The following is a 16,188-nucleotide window of genomic DNA, read 5'->3' as shown; positions in this document are numbered from 1 at the left end:
AGTGCTCGCGCAGGCGGCCGAGGAGGCCGCGGGCACCCATGACCCGCTCCACGAGGAGGGCCCGGCCCCCGCCCGAGAGCATCCGGAGCGCCTCGCCCAGGAGGGCGGAGGCGTCGGGATCGGCGAGGGGGTGCAGCCGCTCGACGATGAGGACTTGGTCGAAGCGGTCTTTCGGCAACGGCACTCGGCCGAGAGCGCCGACCAGGAAAATCCCGGGCCGTGTCTTCCGGGCGTGATCGATGTAGCGAGCGTTCGGGTCCACTCCCACGTAGTCGTCGGGCGCGAAAAGGTCGGCGAAGATTCCCGGGCCGCAGCCGAGCTCGAGGGTGGGCCGCTCCCGGACAAGCTCCCGCGCGATGAGTTCTCGCAAGGGCAAGAAGTCTCCGCCCAGCAGGCTCCTCACGAAGACGTTAACGGCGGGATGCTGCCAGAGCGCGGCCAGTCGTCGCCTCCAAGGGGGATCGCGATCTTATGCTAGTCTCCGCCGGATGCAATCGCCTCGGCCTTCCGCGTGGGGCGCGGGGGCGGCCTGCCTGTGGATCCTCTTCTGCCTCCGCTGGTTCGACGCGGGAGCGGCCTTTCGTCCGGCCTGGCTGGCCAGCCTTCCCTCGCCGATGCTGGGCCTGCCGTTGCTCGTCCTTGCTCTGGCCTGGCTCTGGACCGGACGGGAGCAAGGCAGGGAGGGATCGGCTCTTTGGGGCGGGCCGCTCCTGGTCGCGGTCCTGGCTGTGGTCTTCCGCTTGCCTGTGATCGTCCAGGGCGCGGCGGGGGCGGTGACACCGGACGGCGCCCTGTCCGGGATCGTGGCCCTCCACGTCCGGGACGGCATCGACCACCTGGTCTTCGTCCCCCACGTTCCGTACAGCGGCAGCTTGAAGTCCCACCTCACCGCTCCCCTCGCCGCCCTCATGGACCCGGCCCGGGCCTTCGCCCTTGTCTCCGTCCTGTTCTTCGCCGGTTTCGTGGCCGGCGTTTACCGGCTGGGCTCGCTCGTCTCGGGCCGAGACTTGAGCACGGCGGTGGCGGCCGGGCTCTTCCTGGCCTTCGGCCCCCCCTTCCTCACCCGCTACAGCCTGAGCAACGATGGCAACTACGTGGAGGTGCTGGCCCTCGGCACCTGGGCCCTGTGGCTGGCCGCTCGGTGGGCGCTCGAGGAGGAGGGCCGGCCCCCGCGGGCCCTCAAGGCCGGCCTTCTCCTCGGCCTGGCGTTCTGGTGCCACATCCTGGCCGTAATCCACCTGACGGCGGTGGTCCTGGCCCTCCTCGTCTTCGGACGCCGCCGCGCCCTGAGGTCGCTTCTCGCCCTGGCTTCAGGCTTCGTGCTCGGCTACTTTCCCGGCTGGCTCTGGAACGCGGGAAACGGATGGGAGTCGTTCCTTTACCTGATGCCGGGCGGGCCGGCGGTGGGGGGAGAGGACGCGGGGGCGGGACTCGGCCAGAGGCTCGTGGGAATGGTGACGGACCATTGGCCGATACTGATGGGCTACGACCCCGGCCACGCTCCCCTTCTCGACCCGGTGCTCCTCGCGCTCGCCTGGCTCGCCGTGGGCCTGGCCGCACTGGCCACGGCCCGAGCGGTGGGGGTGGCGTGGCGGCTTCGGTCCCGCCCCCTCACCCTTCTCCTCCTCTTCGCGGCCGTCAACCTGGCCGTGGCCCTCCTGGCCCTGCCCCACGTCCCCGGGAACCCGCGCTACCTGCTCTTCCTGATGGCGCCGCTGCCCATCTTCCTGGCCGAGGCTCTTAACGGAAGCCGGCGTTGGGTCCTGGTCCTCCTCGTGGCTTTTGGCGCCCTGGGCTCGGTGGCCCAGGCCGAGGGCACCATTCTGGCCGACGGAAAGTGGCGGGCCTTCATCGCCGGCCTGGAGCGCGAGGGAGTGCGGTGGTGCTACACCGACTTCTACCTGGCCACCAAGATCAACTTCCTGTCCGAGGAGCACGTGACGTGCTCGGCCAAGCTCGGCCCCACCACTACCGAGTACTTCTTCGAATACCGCGACCGCGTCGAGCGGGCTCCGGAAGCCGCGTTCGTGGCCGTGAACACGACCGCGGCGGAGAGAATGGGCCGACGGCTGGCCGAACTCGGGGTGGCCTACGAGCGGCGCGATCTCATGAAGCCCGTCTTCGTGCGTCTCTCCCGAAAGGTGGAGCCCTGGGAGCTCTTCCCGGGACGGAGCTTCGCGCCGAGGTAGGGGAGGGCGGCGGGGGAGCCGGCCCTCAGCCCAGCGTCCGTCGATAGACCTCCCGCGCGGGCAGCCCCAGGAGGTGGGCCGCCTCCTTCACCGCCTCCCGGCGCGTCCGGCCCTCCGCGGTCAGGCGGGCGAAGAGGGCGGAGAGCGGCTCCTCCGATTGCGCGGGTGCCTCCTCTGCCCCCGCCACCACGAGGACGATTTCTCCGCGCACCCGCGGGCGGTCCCCGAGGAGCCCCTTGAGCGCGGACAGCCGACCCCGCACGTACTCCTCGTGAAGTTTGGTGGCCTCGCGAAAGAGGAAGGCCTCGCGATCGCCCAGGATGTCGGCCATGTCCTGGAGCGAGGCGAGCACACGGACGGGCGACTCGTAGAGCACGAGCGTCTCCCGCACCTCCAAGAGCTCGGTCAGGGCCCGCCGCCGAGCGCCCGCGCGCGCGGGCAGGAAGCCCACGAAGAGGAAGCGGTCGGTGGGCAGCCCGGAAACGGAGAGAGCGGCCACGGCGGCGCTGGGACCGGGGACGGGCAGGACGGGGATGCCCTCGGCCCGGGCGTCTCGCACGAGCCGGTAGCCGGGGTCGGACAGCCCCGGCGTCCCCGCGTCGGCGACCAGGGCCACGCTCTTTCCCGCGCGCAGGGCTTCCAGGATCCTCGCCCCCCGCCAGCGCTCGTTGTGCTCGAAATACGAGAGGGTGGGGGTGGCGATCCCGTGGGCCTTGAGGAGCCGGGCCGTGCGCCGGGTATCCTCGCAGGCCACGAGCCCCACCTCACGCAGCACGCGCACCGCCCGCAGGGTGATGTCCTCGAGGTTGCCGAGAGGCGTTGCCACCACATGAAGGGTCCCGGGAGCTTGTGCCACGCGGGGATGATCGCACGGGGGCGCCCGGGGCGAAAAGCGCGGCCGTCGCCGCCGGGCGATTTACGCCTTAACTATTTGGTATATAAGAGTTTATATACCGAGAAGCCGAGGGGATGTCTGACTCTGCCGCCCCACCGGGAGCGGCCACGCCAACCCAGGATGATTCTTAATATTCTTGACACCCCCGGGACCATGCCCTAGCATTTGGGCCGGCGGAATACCGCCATCCATGCACAAGGGTCGTACCTTCACCAGAATCCACGATAGTCAGGGGGTGTTCACGTTTTGGCCGAGATCAAGGTCCAGGAGGGCGAATCTATCGAAAATGCCCTCCGTCGCTTCAAGCGGAAAGTACAGCAGGAAGACATCATCAAGGACATCAAGAAGCACAGCTTCTACCTGAAGCCCGGAGACAAGCGCCGGGCCAAGCAGGCGCTGGCTCGCAAGAGGAGCCGGAAGAAGATACGCCGCGAGAGCGAATGACGAACCCCGGGTCGCCGGGGCGGGCCTGACCCTCACGAGGAGAGGCCATGGAGTACCGAGACAAGAGTCTGGTGTGCGTCGAATGCCACCAGCCGTTCGTCTGGACCGCAGGCGAGCAGCTCTTCTACGCGGACAAGAACTTCAAGAATGAGCCCAAGCGTTGCAAGGACTGCAAGGGCAGGCGGAACTCCCGGATGGGGCACACCGCGCGGGAGCGCGTCGAGACGGTGGCGACCTGCTCCCAGTGCGGGAAAGAAACCACGGTTCCCTTCAAGCCGACCCAGGGTCGGCCGGTATACTGCAAGGAGTGCTTCCAACAGCGAAAAACGGCCACCCTCTGACTTCCCGGCGACCACCTTTCTAATCCTGGCGTGATGCCGGCCGTGTCCTTGCGGCCGGCGTCGCGCACCCGTTTGCCCGCGCGGCCCTCCGCCCCGCTCGCGGAGTCAGCGAGGCTCCAGAAACCCCCAAGACCGCTTCTTACACCGCGGAATCGTTGACAGTCGGCGAGGGGCTGTGATAGCTTACCGCTTCTTCGTAAACGCTTGCCGCCTCAGGGAGAAAGGCCGCCATGAAGATCGTCGAGCGTCAAGTTGGTGACGTGGTCATTTTGGATCTGCACGGAAAGATCCTGATCGGCGAGGGGGATGACGCCCTGCGCGACGCCGTGACGAAGCTCGTCGATGCTGGCAAGAAGAAAATCCTCCTGAACCTGGCCGACGTGCCCTACGTGGACTCGGCGGGCCTGGGTGAGATCGTTCGCTGCTACACCACCGTGAGCCGGAAGGGCGGCAAGCTGAAGCTGATCAACCTCACCAAGAAAATCCAGGACCTTCTCTCGATCACGAAGCTGCTCACCGTCTTCGAGACCTACGACTCCGAAGCCGACGGCGTCAAGAGCTTCTAGGGCCCCGTTTCCCCGCCGCCGGGCCAGACGGCGGGTGGACGGGGCGGCCCGCCCCGGCCTCAAATGACCGCCGCCCGGGCCCTCGTCGTCTCCCTGCGCCCGCACCAGTGGACCAAGAACCTGGTGGTGTTCGCGCCCCTCGCCCTCTCCAAGCACCTGTTCGAGACGGAAGCCTTCGGCCGCGCCGCCCTCGCCTTCATCCTCTTCTGCGGGCTCTCGGGCGCGGTCTACCTGATCAACGACCTGGCCGACCTGGAGCGGGACCGTCGGCACCCGCTGAAGGCGCTGCGCCCTTTGGCCAGCGGGGCCCTCGCCCCCCGCACGGCCACCCTCTTCGCGGCCGTCCTCACCCTCGTCTGTCTGGGGCTGGGGACGCTCCTAGGCGGCCCCTTTGCGCTCTGCACCCTCCTCTACCTGCTCCTGAACCTCGCCTACTCCCTCGGACTCAAGGGGGTGGTGATCCTGGACGTGATCGCCATCAGCCTGGGCTTCGTGCTGCGGGCGGTGGGGGGGGCCCTGGCCATCGCCGTGCGGTTCAGCGACTGGCTCCTCGTCTGCACGACCCTGCTCGCCCTCTTCCTGGCCCTGGCCAAGCGCCGGCACGAGCTGACCTCCCTGAACGACGCCGCCCCCGACCACCGCCCCATCCTGGCCGAGTACAGCCCCTACCTCCTGGACCAGATGATCTCGGTGGTGACCGCCTCCTGCCTCATGGCCTACGCCTTCTACTGCATGGCCCCGGAGACGGTGGAGAAATACCGCACCGACCGCTTGGCCTGGACCATCCCTTTCGTTCTCTACGGCATCTTCCGCTATCTTTACTTGGTGCACCGCCGGGAGCAGGGGGGCAGCCCCACCGACATCCTCCTCACCGATCGGCCCCTGCTCCTGGACGTGGCCCTCTGGGCCCTGACCATCATCCTGATCGTCTACACCGCGGGGGGCGCGCCTGTGCCCCGGGGGAGATGAGCGTGGCCATCGAGATCAAGTCCGGGGACGTGAACGTGGAAGATGTGATGCGGCAGATCCGGGAGCGGATCGAGCAGAGGAAGAAGGAGGTCATGACGGAGGAGGAGGTCCGGGAGATCGCCGAGCACCCCCTGGAGGCTGTGCTCGAGCCCCATGACTTCGGGGTCGACTTCCTCCGGGACTTCCGCGCCGAGCCCGCGCGCTGGAACTTCGCCTTCGGGCCCGACACCCTCTACCGGAGCAGCCGGGGCGGGGTAGGACGGGCCCTGGAGACGATCCGCGCCGCCCTCCGGCCCCTGCAGAAGCTCTTCTGGAACCCCAACCCCATGATCGCGGCCCTCTCCCGGCAGTCCGACCTCAACAAGTACTACGTCCACCTCCTCCACAACCTGACCCTCGAGGTCACGAAGCTCAACCTGGAGATCCAGAATCTCAAGAACCGCAACCTCGAGCTCCAGGGACGCCTGGAGCTCCAGATCCGGCGCGAGAAAGAGCTGGAGTCGATGGTGGTTTTCCGGGGCGGCGAGGGCGGCAGCAAGCCCCGTTGAGGGAGGAGTGAGGCCCCGAGTCCACCAGCTCCTCGCCGCCCTCTCCTACGGCGACGCCATCGGCAACGAGGCCCTGGCCATCCAGGCCGACCTCCGCGGGGCGGGGTTCGACTCGGACATCTTCGCGGAGAAGGTCCACCCCCGGATGGCGGCCCTGGCCCGGCCCCTCTGGGAATACCCGCGGGTCTCGAGCCCGGACACGGTCTGCCTCTTCCACTTTTCGATCGGCAGCGCCGCGGGGCGGCTCATCTACTTCGCCCCCGACCGGCTGGTGGTCATCTACCACAACATCACCCCCGCCCACTTCTTCCTGGGCTTCCACCCCCACCTGGCCGGGCTCTGCTACCACGGACGGCGCGAGCTCCGCTCCTTCATCCCCCGCACCGAGCTGGCCCTGGGGGACAGCGAGTTCAACCGCCGCGAGCTGGCGGAGGAGGGGTTCCAGAGGACGGGCGTGCTCCCCATCGTCTTGGACCTGGACCGCTACCGCCGTCCCCCCTCCCCCGTGATCCAGCGCCTCTACGGGGACGGCCGCACCAACCTGCTCTTCGTGGGCCGCATCATCCCCAACAAGCGGATCGACGACCTCATCCGGGTCTTCGCCGTCTACCAGCGCTACCTCGATCCCAAGAGCCGGCTCCTGCTCGTGGGCGACCACCGCGGCCACGAGAGATACTTCGACCGCCTGCAGGAGATGGTGCGGGAGCTGCACCTCCAGGAGGTGGTCTTCACGGGCCAGGTCGACGATGACGACCTCTTGTCCTACTACTCGGTGGCGAGCCTCTTCCTCTGCCTCTCCGAGCACGAGGGCTTCTGCGTCCCCCTGCAGGAAGCCATGAGCTTCGGCATCCCCGTGATCGCCTACGACGCGGGGGCGGTCAAAGAGACCCTCCACGGGGGAGGCATCCTGCTCAAGGAGAAGCGCCCGGAGGTGGTGGCCGAGCTCGCGAGGAGCGTCCTCACCGACGCCCACTTGCGGGGGGCGGTTCTCTCCGCGCAGGAGCGCGCGGTAGCTGAGCTCCGGGCCACGGACTTTCCGGCCCTGCTCAGGGAGCGGCTCCGTCCCGTCCTGGGGGAGCGGTGAGGATCGACCAGTGGGTCCCGACCCTCCATCGCGGGGACGCCATCGGCGACTCCGCCCGCCTGATGCGGGACGCCTTCCGCTCCTGGGGCCACCGCGCGGACGTCTTCGCCTTGGAGCTCGACCAGGACCTCGTGGGCGATGGGCGGGCCTTCTCGGAGTGGCGGGCGGGGGCACCCGAGGACGTGGTCATCCTCCACTACGCGCTCCCCTCGCCCTTGACCCCCGCCCTCAAGGAGCACCGCGGCCGGCGGGTGCTGCTCCACCACAACATCACGCCTCCCCAGTATTTCCTGGGCTACGATCCGGAGATGGTGCGGATCTGCGCCCTGGGGCGGGAGGAGCTCAAGACCCTGGCCGGCCACGTGGACCTCGGCCTGGCCGATAGCGAGTTCAACCGCCGCGAGCTCATGGCCCAGGGCTTCCCCAAGACTGGGGTCCTGCCCATCTACCTGGACTTCCGCCGTTACCGCGAGCCCCCCAACCCGGTTCTCCTCCGCCTGCTCGAGGATGGCCGCACCAACCTTCTCTTCGTGGGCCGGGTGGCCCCCAACAAGCGCCACGAGGACCTGATCCGCCTCGCCTCCTACTGGAAGCGGTTCATCTCCCCCGACCTCCGCCTCCTGCTGGTGGGGAAGCTGCCCCGACGCCGAGCGTACTTCGATGCCCTGCAGTCCCTCTTCTACGAGCAGGGATTCACGCCCTCAGAGGTGGTCTTCGCCGGCCACGTGGACCATGAGGACCTCCTGGCCTGCTACGCGGCGGCCGACCTCTTCGTGTCCATGAGCGACCACGAGGGCTTCGGGGTCCCCCTCGTGGAGGCCATGCTGATGCGGGTCCCGGTGCTGGCCTACCGGACGGCGGCGGTGGGCGACACCCTGGGGTCGGCGGGGGTGCAGTTCACGGAGAAGAACCTGGACGAGGTGGGGGAGGCCGCCCGCCTCCTGGTCACGGACGCCTCGTTGCGCCGCGCGGTGCTGGCCGGCCAGGAACGCAGGCTCGAGGCCTTCGCCCCCCCCGCGGTGGAGGGCGCTCTCCGGGCGTACGTGGAGTCGCTATGAGCGAGCGCCGGCCCATCGCCTTCGTGGTCCAGCGCTACGGCCCGGAGATCACGGGCGGCTCGGAGTCGCTGGCCCGGGCCCTGGCCGAGCGCCTGGCCGCGGAGTACCGGATCACCGTCTTCACGACCTGCGCGCGCGACTACGTGACCTGGCGGAACGAGCTTCCGGAAGGGAAGGAGTGCCTCTCCGGAGTGGAGGTGCTCCGCTTCCGGGCCGAGGAGGAGCGGGACCTCGCCTCCTTCAACGCCTTCTCGGAGCAGCTGTACGCCCGCCCCCACACGGAGGAGGAGGAGCTCCTCTGGCTGCGGCGCCAGGGCCCCTACGTCCCCCGCCTCCTGGCCGAGCTCGAGGCGGGGAAGGATCGCTTCGAGGCGGTCGTCTTCTTCACCTACCTCTACTACCCGACGTACTGGGGGCTCAAGGCCGCGCCCGAGCGGTCGATCCTGGTGCCCACCGCCCACGACGAGCCCCCCTTGCGCTTCGGGATCTACGCCCCGATGTTCGAGCGCCCGCGCGCCCTCGCCTTCCTGACCCGGCCCGAGGAGGAGCTGGTGCGCTCGCGCTTCCGCCTGCGCGGGGGCCCGGCGGTGGTGGCGGGGATGGGGGTGGAGACCCCGGGCGCCCCCGACGTGGAGGGCTTCCGGGCCCGCCACCGCCTGCTCGGTCCCTACGTCCTCTACGCGGGACGCATCGACGCCGGCAAGGGCTGCGCAGACATGATCGCTTCCTACGAGCGCTACCGGCGCGAGCGCGGCGGCGGCGCCGAGCTCATCCTTATCGGCGAGCTGGCCATGCCCGAGCCCCGCCTGCCCGGCGTCCGCTATCTGGGCTTCCTCTCCCCGGAGGAGAAGATGGCGGCCCTGGCCGGGGCCCGCGCCGTCATCTGCCCCAGCCCCTACGAGAGCCTCTCCATCGTGCTCCTGGAGGGGATGTCCCTGGGCGCGCCCGCCCTGGCCAACGCCCGCTCCCCCGTGCTCAAGGACCACTGCCTGCGATCGAACGGCGGCCTCTTCTACGAGGACCCCGACGAGTTCGTCGAGGCCCTGGACCTCCTGGTGCGCGAGCCGCGCCTGCACGACGCGCTCGGGAAGAGCGGCCGGGCGTATGTGGCCGAGAACTACCGCTGGGAGGCCGTGCTCGGCCGCTACCGCGGCCTCATCGAAGCGGTCTCGTCCCGCCCGCGGGCCTCCTGAGGGCAGTTAGTGGGGGTGCGCCGAAGAGCGGTGCCTTGGGCTGTGGCAGGGCTGTGTTTACTCATCGGGGCCGTTGCCGCAGCGACACATGCGTATCTTGAAGAAGCTTCGTACTGGCAGGTGCCTCTCCGCGAGCCGTTCCCCATCATAGAAGGCAACTCCCTGCTTCGACGGTTCGTCTTGACCTCAACCTGCGGGTACGAGCTTGACGTGGAGCTCCAGCGTCCGCTGCCGGAAGGGACTAGTCGACGCCTGCTCTCAACAGAGTCACCGGTGGACATCCAGTGGCAGGTTCTTGAGGCTGGTCGGCCTGTTGCCGAGGGCTCGCGTCCTACCCGAGGCGTGATCGGGACACCGTCGACGCTGGGTCAGCGAATAGGCCGCTTTTCTGGTGAGGCAGGTCACCAGTATGAGCTGCACGCCGAGTCCATGGCGACGGTGCCGGAGTTCGCGAATGCGAGTCCCGTGCTCAAGATCATACGGGAGAGTTCCGCGCCAAGAGTGGAACTCGAGGCGACGAGATCCGTATCAGGGCGTTACTTCAGGCCCTTCAGCTGCTCGAGAAGGGACTCCGCGGCGGAAGGCCCCTTCAGGATGGACGCGGCGCGGGCGATCTGGTGCACGGCCTCCTCGATGACCTCGATGCCCGCCCCCCGCTCGATCTCGGCCCGCGCCTTCTGGTAATGCTTGTTGACCACGGTCTCCCCCACGCTCCCCAGGAGCGCGCTGCACTCGTCCTTCACTCTCCCCAGCTTGGCGATGAGGTCGGCCACGTGGGGATCGGGGGCGGGGGTGCCGCGGGCGGGGGTGCCCGTGCCCGCGGGGTGGCTCGGGGCGGGCGGGGGCGCCGCGGGCGTGCCCGGCCGGACGGCCGCCGGGCGGGGGGCGGCCACGGGGGCGGCCTCGCGCAGGCGGATGAGGCCGGTGGCGATCAGGCCGTAGAGCATCTTGGCGGCGTCGAACACGGAGAGCCCGCTCGCGGCCGCGATGGCCTTCACGGTCCGCTGGCCGTCGATCTTGGAGAGGATGAGCCACTCGCTGGTGTTCAGGTTGATCTGGCCCTCGCGGTTCTCCTGCACCACAAACTCCGGGATGAGGTCGGTGGAGGGGATCTTCTTGGAGAGCACCCGCCATTCGTCCAGGCGGCGGGCCGCCTCCATGAGGAGGTTGGTGTTGCTCTTGGTGATGGTCTTGAGCTCGGTGGCGGGCCCGGGGTCGAAGCGGAACTCGCCCTGCCTCCAGATGGCGAGGGCGTAGACGGCCTCCTCCCCCGAGGTGTCCTCGTTCTGGGCGTGGACGATCTTGCCCTCGTTCAGGTAGATCTCCCCCTTGAGGGCGCCGTCCGTCAGGTGGAACACCCCGGTCTTCCCACTGACGCTGATGAGTTGAATGATGTCGGGGAGATGAAGCTCAGCGAGTGAGCCTTGGAAGGCCATGGCTAGAAGGCTCTCCGAGCTCTACGGGTTCTAGAGGTTCCCGAGACGGCGCCAGTGCTAACTCTTGCGGTTGCTTCCAATTAGCGGAGTGAGGCTATCAGGGTGCGCCCGCGGTGTCAAGATCAAGCGGGTGTGGTCTTGACGGCGGGGGTCTCCACTTCTTTGAGCACGCGGCGCTCCCTCTCGCGGGGGAGGAGGATGTTGTGGCGCTTGATCATCTCGTTGAGGGTGGTGGGCTTCAGGCCGAGGAGCCGGGCCGCGTCCTTCTGCACGCCGCCCGTGGACTCGAGGGTGGACTCGATCAGACGTCGCTCGAAGTTCGCGATCACTTCCCGGAGGCTGATGCCCTCCGGGGGCACCGCCACGTGGGGGAGGTGGAAGCTCGGGCTCGTCCGCACGTGGTCGGGGATCAGCTCCCGCCCGATGCGGTTGTTGGTCGTGAGCACCACCCCCCGCTCGATGACGTTCTCCAGCTCCCGCACGTTGCCGGCCCAGTCGTAGTCCATGAGGGCCTGCATGACCTCGGGGGTCACCCCCTCCACCGGCTTGTTGTTCTCCTTGGAGTACTTCTCCACGAAGTGGGAGGCGAGGGCGGGGATGTCCTCCTTGCGCTGGCGCAGGGGGGGGAGCTGGATGGCGATCACGTTCAGCCGGTAGTAGAGGTCCTCCCGAAAGCGCCCCTCCTCCACCGCGCGTCTTAGGTCGATGTTGGTGGCGGCCACCACCCGCACGTCCACCCGGATGGTGTCGACACCCCCCAGGCGCATGAACTCGCGCTCTTGCATGACGCGCAGCAGCTTGGCCTGGGTCTCCAGGGGGATGTTTCCGATCTCGTCGAAGAAGAGGGTTCCCTTGTCGGCCAGCTCGAAGAGCCCCTTCTTGGCGTAGACCGCCCCCGTGAAGGCCCCTTTCACATGCCCGAACAGGTTGGACTCCAAGAGGTCGTGGGGCAGGCTCCCGGAGTTGACCACCACGAACGCCTTGTCGAGGCGCGGGCTGTTGGCGTGTATGGCTTTGGCCACCAGCTCCTTGCCGGTGCCGCTCTCCCCCACCACCAGGATGGTGGAGCGGGAGGGGGCGGCCTGGGAGATGAGGCCGAAGACCTGCTGCATGCGCGGGCTCTTGCCCACGATCTCGGTGAAGCGGCCCTGGTCCCGAAGCGCGGTACGGAGCTGCCGGTTCTCGTCCTGGAGACGGCGCTGGTGGAGGCCGTTGCGCAGGATGTGGAGGAGCTCCTCGTGCTTGAAGGGCTTGGCCACGTAGTCGAAGGCGCCCTTCTTCATGGCCGTGATGGCGGTCTCCACGGAGGCGAAGGCGGTGATCATCAGCACCACCAGGTCGGGGTCGACCTTCTTCAGCTCCTCCAGGACCTCGATGCCCCCCACCTCCGGGAGCATGACGTCCACGATGGCGGCGTGGAACCCGCCCTTCTTGGCCAGGGCCAGGCCCTCCGCCCCGTCCGAGGAGAGAGCCACGTGGTAGCCGGCCTCCGTGAGGAGGCTGCCCAGGACATCCCGCATCACCTCCTCGTCGTCCACGACGAGGATGGATTCGTGGTTGCTCACCGCTGAGCGGCCTCCGAGATCTGGAGGGCGGGGAGGGCGACCTGGAACGTGGTCCCCTTTCCGGGCACGCTCTCCACGAAGATGGCGCCTCCGTGCTCCTGGACGATCCCGTAGGAAACCGAGAGGCCGAGGCCGGTGCCGCGCCCGATCCCCTTGGTGGTGAAGAAGGGGTCGTAGATGCGCTTGATGTCCTCGCGCTTGATCCCGTGGCCGGTGTCGGCCACCTCGACCACCACGGTGTCGTCGTCGGCGTGGGTGCGCAGGGTCAGCCAGCCCCCCCGCGTCATGGCGTCGCGCGCGTTCAGGACCAGGTTGAAGAAGACCTGCTGGATGCGGTTCTCGTTGCCGCGGATCGAGGGCAGGTCCGAAGAGAGCTCCCGGCGCACCCGGATGCGGGAGTTCTCGAGCTGGTGCTCCACCAGGGAGAGCACGTCGAGCAGGATCTTGTTGACGTCCAGGCGCTCCGGCTCCGTGCTCCCGGAGCGGGAGAAGTTCAGCAGGTTGTTGATGATCTTGGCCGCGCGGAAGGTCTGCTTCTCGATCTTCTGCAGGAGGGCGGCCCGGGGATCGGAGGCGTCCACCTGGCCCTGCAGCATCTGGGTGTAGGAGGAGATGCCGGCCAGGGGCGTGTTCACCTCGTGGGCCACCCCCGCGGCCAGGAGTCCGATGGAGGCCATCTTCTCCGAATGCTGGAGCTGCTCCTCCAGCCGCACGCGCGCGGTCACATCCTCCAGGATCAAGATCGATCCGCAGCGCTCCCCGGAGCGGACCTGGAAGGGGGCCACGGACACGTTCACCATCAGGCTCCGCCCGTTGGCGGCGGGGAGGTGGAGCTTGTAGATGTGGGCGATCTCCTCCCTCTCCCCCAGGACCAGGCTCCCGCGCAGCGCCTCCAGGAAGGACGCGGGAAGGATGTCGTCCAGAGCCCGCCCCAGCACCTCGTCCCGGCGCTTCCCGTACAGCGCCTCCATGGCCCGGTTCCAGCGCACCACCTGGCCCTCGAGGTCCAGGACCAGGATTCCGGAGTCCATGCTCTCCAGGATGTTCTCGTTGTACTCCGTGAGCCCCTTCAGCTCCTCCGCCTTCTCGCGCAGGCTCTTGTAGAGCCGGCCGTTCACGATCGCGGTCGCGGCCTGGTTGGCCAGGGTCTGAAGCAGGTCCACCTCTTCGCTGTTCAAGGGGTCTAGGCCGTCCTTGCGGCCCACGCCCAGGATCGCGATGACCTCCCCCTTGGCCCGGCAGGGGAAGTAGTAGGTCAAGTTCAGGGGGACGGCTTCCGGAAGCTCCTCGGACGATGCCTCCGCGTTGATGGGCTGCCCTCCGGAAAGGCGCCGGAGGAGGGCGCCGTCCGCGGAGAGGCGAACCGCCTCCGCGCCGGGGGCACATCCGATGGACCGGAAGATGGAGAAGGAGCCGTCCCCCTCGGGGAGCAAGACCGCCATCGCGTTCAGCCCTAGGGCGGCCCCCACTCCCTCCAGCAGGCGCTCGGCCATGCGCGCGAGGTCGAGGTCGGCGTTCAAGTCCTGGGAGAGGCGGAGCAGGGCCTTGCGGGAGCTGTAGCGCTCCCGATAGAAGAGCCGCTCGATCCCCTCCTGGATCTTGCTCTTCACGGGCGTGAAGAGCAGGATCACGACCAGGGTGGAGAGCAGGGCGATGATCGCGGTGTGCGGCTCCTCGTCGCCCGTGATCACCTTCATGAGCCCGTTGGCGAGCAGGGAGATGCCGAGGATGGCGGCGATGGCCAGGGTGTAGACGAGGGTTCGGCGGAAGATCAGCTCCACGTCCATCAGCCGGTGCTTGACCACCGCGTAGGCCAGGGCCAGCGGAATCAGGGCGAGCGGGATGTAGCCGGCCAGCTCCATGGCCACCTGCGGCTCCCGCCCGAGCGCGAAGGGGAGGGCGTAGAAGCTCAGGAAGGGCAGCACCCCCGCCCCCGTCCCCCAGACCAGCCACTTCATCTGCCGCCTTGCCGTCGCGTTCCGGATCCGGCGGTAGGAGTCGAGGAGGACCAGGAAGGAGAAGGAGAAAAGGGCGGCGAAGTAGAGGGGCTTGAAGCGATCGATCGTTTCCGTGATCGCCCAGAGCGCGTTTGAGCCCCGCCCGGTCGCGAAGAGGAGCTGGCTCCCGATCGCCGCTCCCGCCAGGGCCAGGGCGGGCAGATAAGCGGCGGGAACCACGATGGCCCTTCGGGCCGCCATGCGGCGCTCCGGGAACGACAGGCAGAAATGAAGGAAGACCACGGGCAGGAAAAGGATGGCCAGATGGTCGGCCCAGAACAGCACCCAGTCCGCGACGTTCAAGCGGCCGGTGTAGGACGTGGAGTACATCAGGAAGAAGAGCACGCAGATCGCGTAGAAGTGCAGGGCGGTGCGATCGGGGGGCCGTTTCAGCATCACGCTCGTGCCCACGGCCAGGCTGAAGAAGCCCACGAGCGAGAGGTAGTAGAAGAGGTTCACGTTCCCCTGGGGCAGGGGCTGCACGCTCAATTCCAGGGAGCGCCGCTCATCCGCCCGGAGGAGGGAATAGGCGACCGCGTCCCCGGGGTCCCGGCGGGCCAGGATGGCCTCCACCTGGCCGGGGTTCAGGATCTCCTCGGTGTCCACGGCCAGGAGCACGTCTCCCACCTGCACTCCGGCCCGGGCCGCGGGTCCGCCGGCCGCGACCCGTCCCGCGACCACACCCTCGGCCCCCTGCTTCCAGAACACGCCATCGTCCATCAGGCGCCAGGTGGCCTTGATGACGATGTTGTAGATGCCCAGACCCGCCAAGGCCAGGCCGAAGACGACTACGGCGACGTTCTTGAGGCGGGTGGCTTTCATGTGAGCGTTTTGGCTAGTCAGCCACAGGCTGACCCCGTACGGCGGGATGAGCAAGGGGCGTGCCGCAATTGGAGCGGTTTCTGAGTTCGTAACTCATCGTCTCGTCTTGATATTCTCGCAGGCTTCGGAAGCCGAATCCACTCCACCGAAGTGGAAATCCAAAAAACAGGACACTCCTGAAAAGCGAAAAAAAGAGCGAGGCGCGCCGAAGCCTCGCTCAGCGGGCTTTAGCCCACCACCTCAGAAGCGGACGGAGATCCCTCCCAGGACCCGCTTGGGGGGGTGCAGGACCGCGAGTTCGTCGAGCGTGCCTCCCTCGGAGGCCTCGTAGAACAGGTTGCGCACGGTCACCAGGACCTCCCAGTCCGCCCGGGTCCAGGGCTGCAGGAACGGCAGCCCCTGGGTCAGCTGGATGTCGAAGCGCGAGTTCGCGAGGGGGGAGCGGGCGGCTCCCCGGGCATCGGTCTCCGCGCTCAGGGTGTTGATCCGATAGAAGGCGGCCAGACGGGTGTCGCTCCAGTCGATGAACGTCTCGACGTGGGCCACCACGTCGTGAAAGTCGGCCTGCCGGTAGAAAACGGCCAGGCCGGACCGCCCCGCGAAGGCATCGCCAAAGGCGGAGGGGGGACGGAAGCTCTGACCGTAGGTGTAGGTCACCGAGCCCCGCAGCGCGTCGCCGAAGTGGCGCCCCACCGTGAAGCCCATCCCGCGCGTGGCCACCGAGCCCGCGTTGTAGATGTGCAGGGAACGGCCCCAGCTGGTCGCGTCGTAGGCATTCACGAGCTGGTCGTTCACGTCCTCGTAGAACGCGTGGGCGCCCACCTTGGTCGCCCCCACGTTGTGGTCGACACCCAGATCCCAGTGGAGCGACCGCGACGCGCGCAGGTCGGGGTCCATGCGGGCGAGAGTGATGGCGGGCGCGGTGGCCCAGCTGGACAATGTGAGCAGGTCCCCGCCCGGGGCGAGCGTGTGCGCGGACCACGAGCCCCGGACCTGGGTGTGGCGATCGGCCTGGAACTCCACGGCCACCAGGGGGTCCAGGTGGTTGCTGTCCTGCAGGAAGCCGATGAAGGAGTAGCGC

The 16,188-nt window shown here is 68.3% G+C and carries 15 protein-coding genes; 9 read left to right on the top strand and 6 right to left on the bottom strand.

Going from position 1 to position 16,188, the window contains the following annotated elements; genetic code table 11:
- Nucleotides 1-376 (bottom strand): class I SAM-dependent methyltransferase (locus tag VN461_04505; GenBank protein ID HXB54020.1); only part of this gene is annotated, 376 nt, incomplete at its 3' end.
- A gap of 112 nt (nt 377-488) precedes the next feature.
- Between VN461_04505 and VN461_04500 the strand changes: the two genes are divergently transcribed.
- Complete coding sequence (locus VN461_04500; protein ID HXB54019.1) at nt 489-2,189, top strand: hypothetical protein; 1,701 nt, start codon at nt 489-491, stop codon at nt 2,187-2,189.
- A gap of 25 nt (nt 2,190-2,214) precedes the next feature.
- Here the strand turns inward: VN461_04500 and rsmI are convergent, their stop codons facing one another.
- Nucleotides 2,215-3,045, bottom strand: a complete 831-nt coding sequence (gene rsmI, locus VN461_04495; protein ID HXB54018.1) for a 16S rRNA (cytidine(1402)-2'-O)-methyltransferase — start codon at nt 3,043-3,045, stop codon at nt 2,215-2,217.
- A gap of 285 nt (nt 3,046-3,330) precedes the next feature.
- Here rsmI and rpsU point away from each other — a divergent pair, with 285 nt between their 5' ends.
- The 8 genes from rpsU to VN461_04455 all read left to right on the top strand — a co-directional run bounded on the left by rpsU (nt 3,331) and on the right by VN461_04455 (nt 9,287).
- Entirely contained in the window at nt 3,331-3,528 is a 198-nt protein-coding gene (rpsU, locus tag VN461_04490; GenBank protein HXB54017.1) for a 30S ribosomal protein S21, read from the top strand.
- A gap of 47 nt (nt 3,529-3,575) precedes the next feature.
- Nucleotides 3,576-3,869, top strand: a complete 294-nt coding sequence (locus VN461_04485) for a zinc-ribbon domain containing protein (protein ID HXB54016.1) — start codon at nt 3,576-3,578, stop codon at nt 3,867-3,869.
- A 230-nt stretch (nt 3,870-4,099) separates the two neighbouring features.
- Complete coding sequence (locus VN461_04480; protein ID HXB54015.1) at nt 4,100-4,435, top strand: STAS domain-containing protein; 336 nt, start codon at nt 4,100-4,102, stop codon at nt 4,433-4,435.
- Between the two features lie 63 nt (nt 4,436-4,498).
- Complete coding sequence (locus VN461_04475; GenBank protein ID HXB54014.1) at nt 4,499-5,404, top strand: decaprenyl-phosphate phosphoribosyltransferase; 906 nt, start codon at nt 4,499-4,501, stop codon at nt 5,402-5,404.
- A 2-nt stretch (nt 5,405-5,406) separates the two neighbouring features.
- Nucleotides 5,407-5,952, top strand: coding sequence for a hypothetical protein (locus tag VN461_04470; GenBank protein HXB54013.1), 546 nt, complete (start codon nt 5,407-5,409; stop codon nt 5,950-5,952).
- Between the two features lie 7 nt (nt 5,953-5,959).
- The gene (locus VN461_04465; GenBank protein HXB54012.1) at nt 5,960-7,036 is read left to right on the top strand and encodes a glycosyltransferase; all 1,077 of its coding nucleotides are present in this window, start codon (nt 5,960-5,962) and stop codon (nt 7,034-7,036) included.
- Nucleotides 7,033-8,094, top strand: a complete 1,062-nt coding sequence (locus tag VN461_04460) for a glycosyltransferase family 4 protein (GenBank protein HXB54011.1) — start codon at nt 7,033-7,035, stop codon at nt 8,092-8,094. The genes VN461_04465 and VN461_04460 overlap by 4 nt, the downstream gene beginning before the upstream one ends.
- Nucleotides 8,091-9,287: a glycosyltransferase family 4 protein gene (locus VN461_04455; protein HXB54010.1), complete on the top strand. Its 1,197-nt coding sequence runs from the start codon at nt 8,091-8,093 to the stop codon at nt 9,285-9,287. Before VN461_04460 ends, VN461_04455 begins: the two co-directional genes overlap by 4 nt.
- A gap of 536 nt (nt 9,288-9,823) precedes the next feature.
- Here VN461_04455 and VN461_04450 read toward each other — a convergent pair.
- The 4 genes from VN461_04450 to VN461_04435 form a co-directional block, all read right to left on the bottom strand.
- The gene (locus VN461_04450) at nt 9,824-10,723 is read right to left on the bottom strand and encodes a DUF4388 domain-containing protein (GenBank protein ID HXB54009.1); all 900 of its coding nucleotides are present in this window, start codon (nt 10,721-10,723) and stop codon (nt 9,824-9,826) included.
- Nucleotides 10,724-10,845: 122 nt separating this feature from the next.
- Nucleotides 10,846-12,288 (bottom strand): sigma-54 dependent transcriptional regulator, encoded by a 1,443-nt coding sequence (locus tag VN461_04445; protein HXB54008.1) that lies wholly within the window; start codon nt 12,286-12,288, stop codon nt 10,846-10,848.
- Entirely contained in the window at nt 12,285-15,107 is a 2,823-nt protein-coding gene (locus tag VN461_04440; GenBank protein ID HXB54007.1) for an ATP-binding protein, read from the bottom strand. Before VN461_04440 ends, VN461_04445 begins: the two co-directional genes overlap by 4 nt.
- Before the next feature lie 240 nt (nt 15,108-15,347).
- Nucleotides 15,348-16,188: TonB-dependent receptor (locus VN461_04435; protein ID HXB54006.1), on the bottom strand; the 841-nt coding region annotated here is incomplete at its 5' end.

The sequence above is a fragment of the Vicinamibacteria bacterium genome (genome assembly GCA_035570235.1).
In the GTDB taxonomy this organism is placed as follows: domain Bacteria; phylum Acidobacteriota; class Vicinamibacteria; order Fen-336; family Fen-336; genus DATMML01.
The sequence above is the reverse complement of the archived record's forward strand: the minus strand, read 5'-3'. Positions and strand labels throughout refer to the sequence as shown.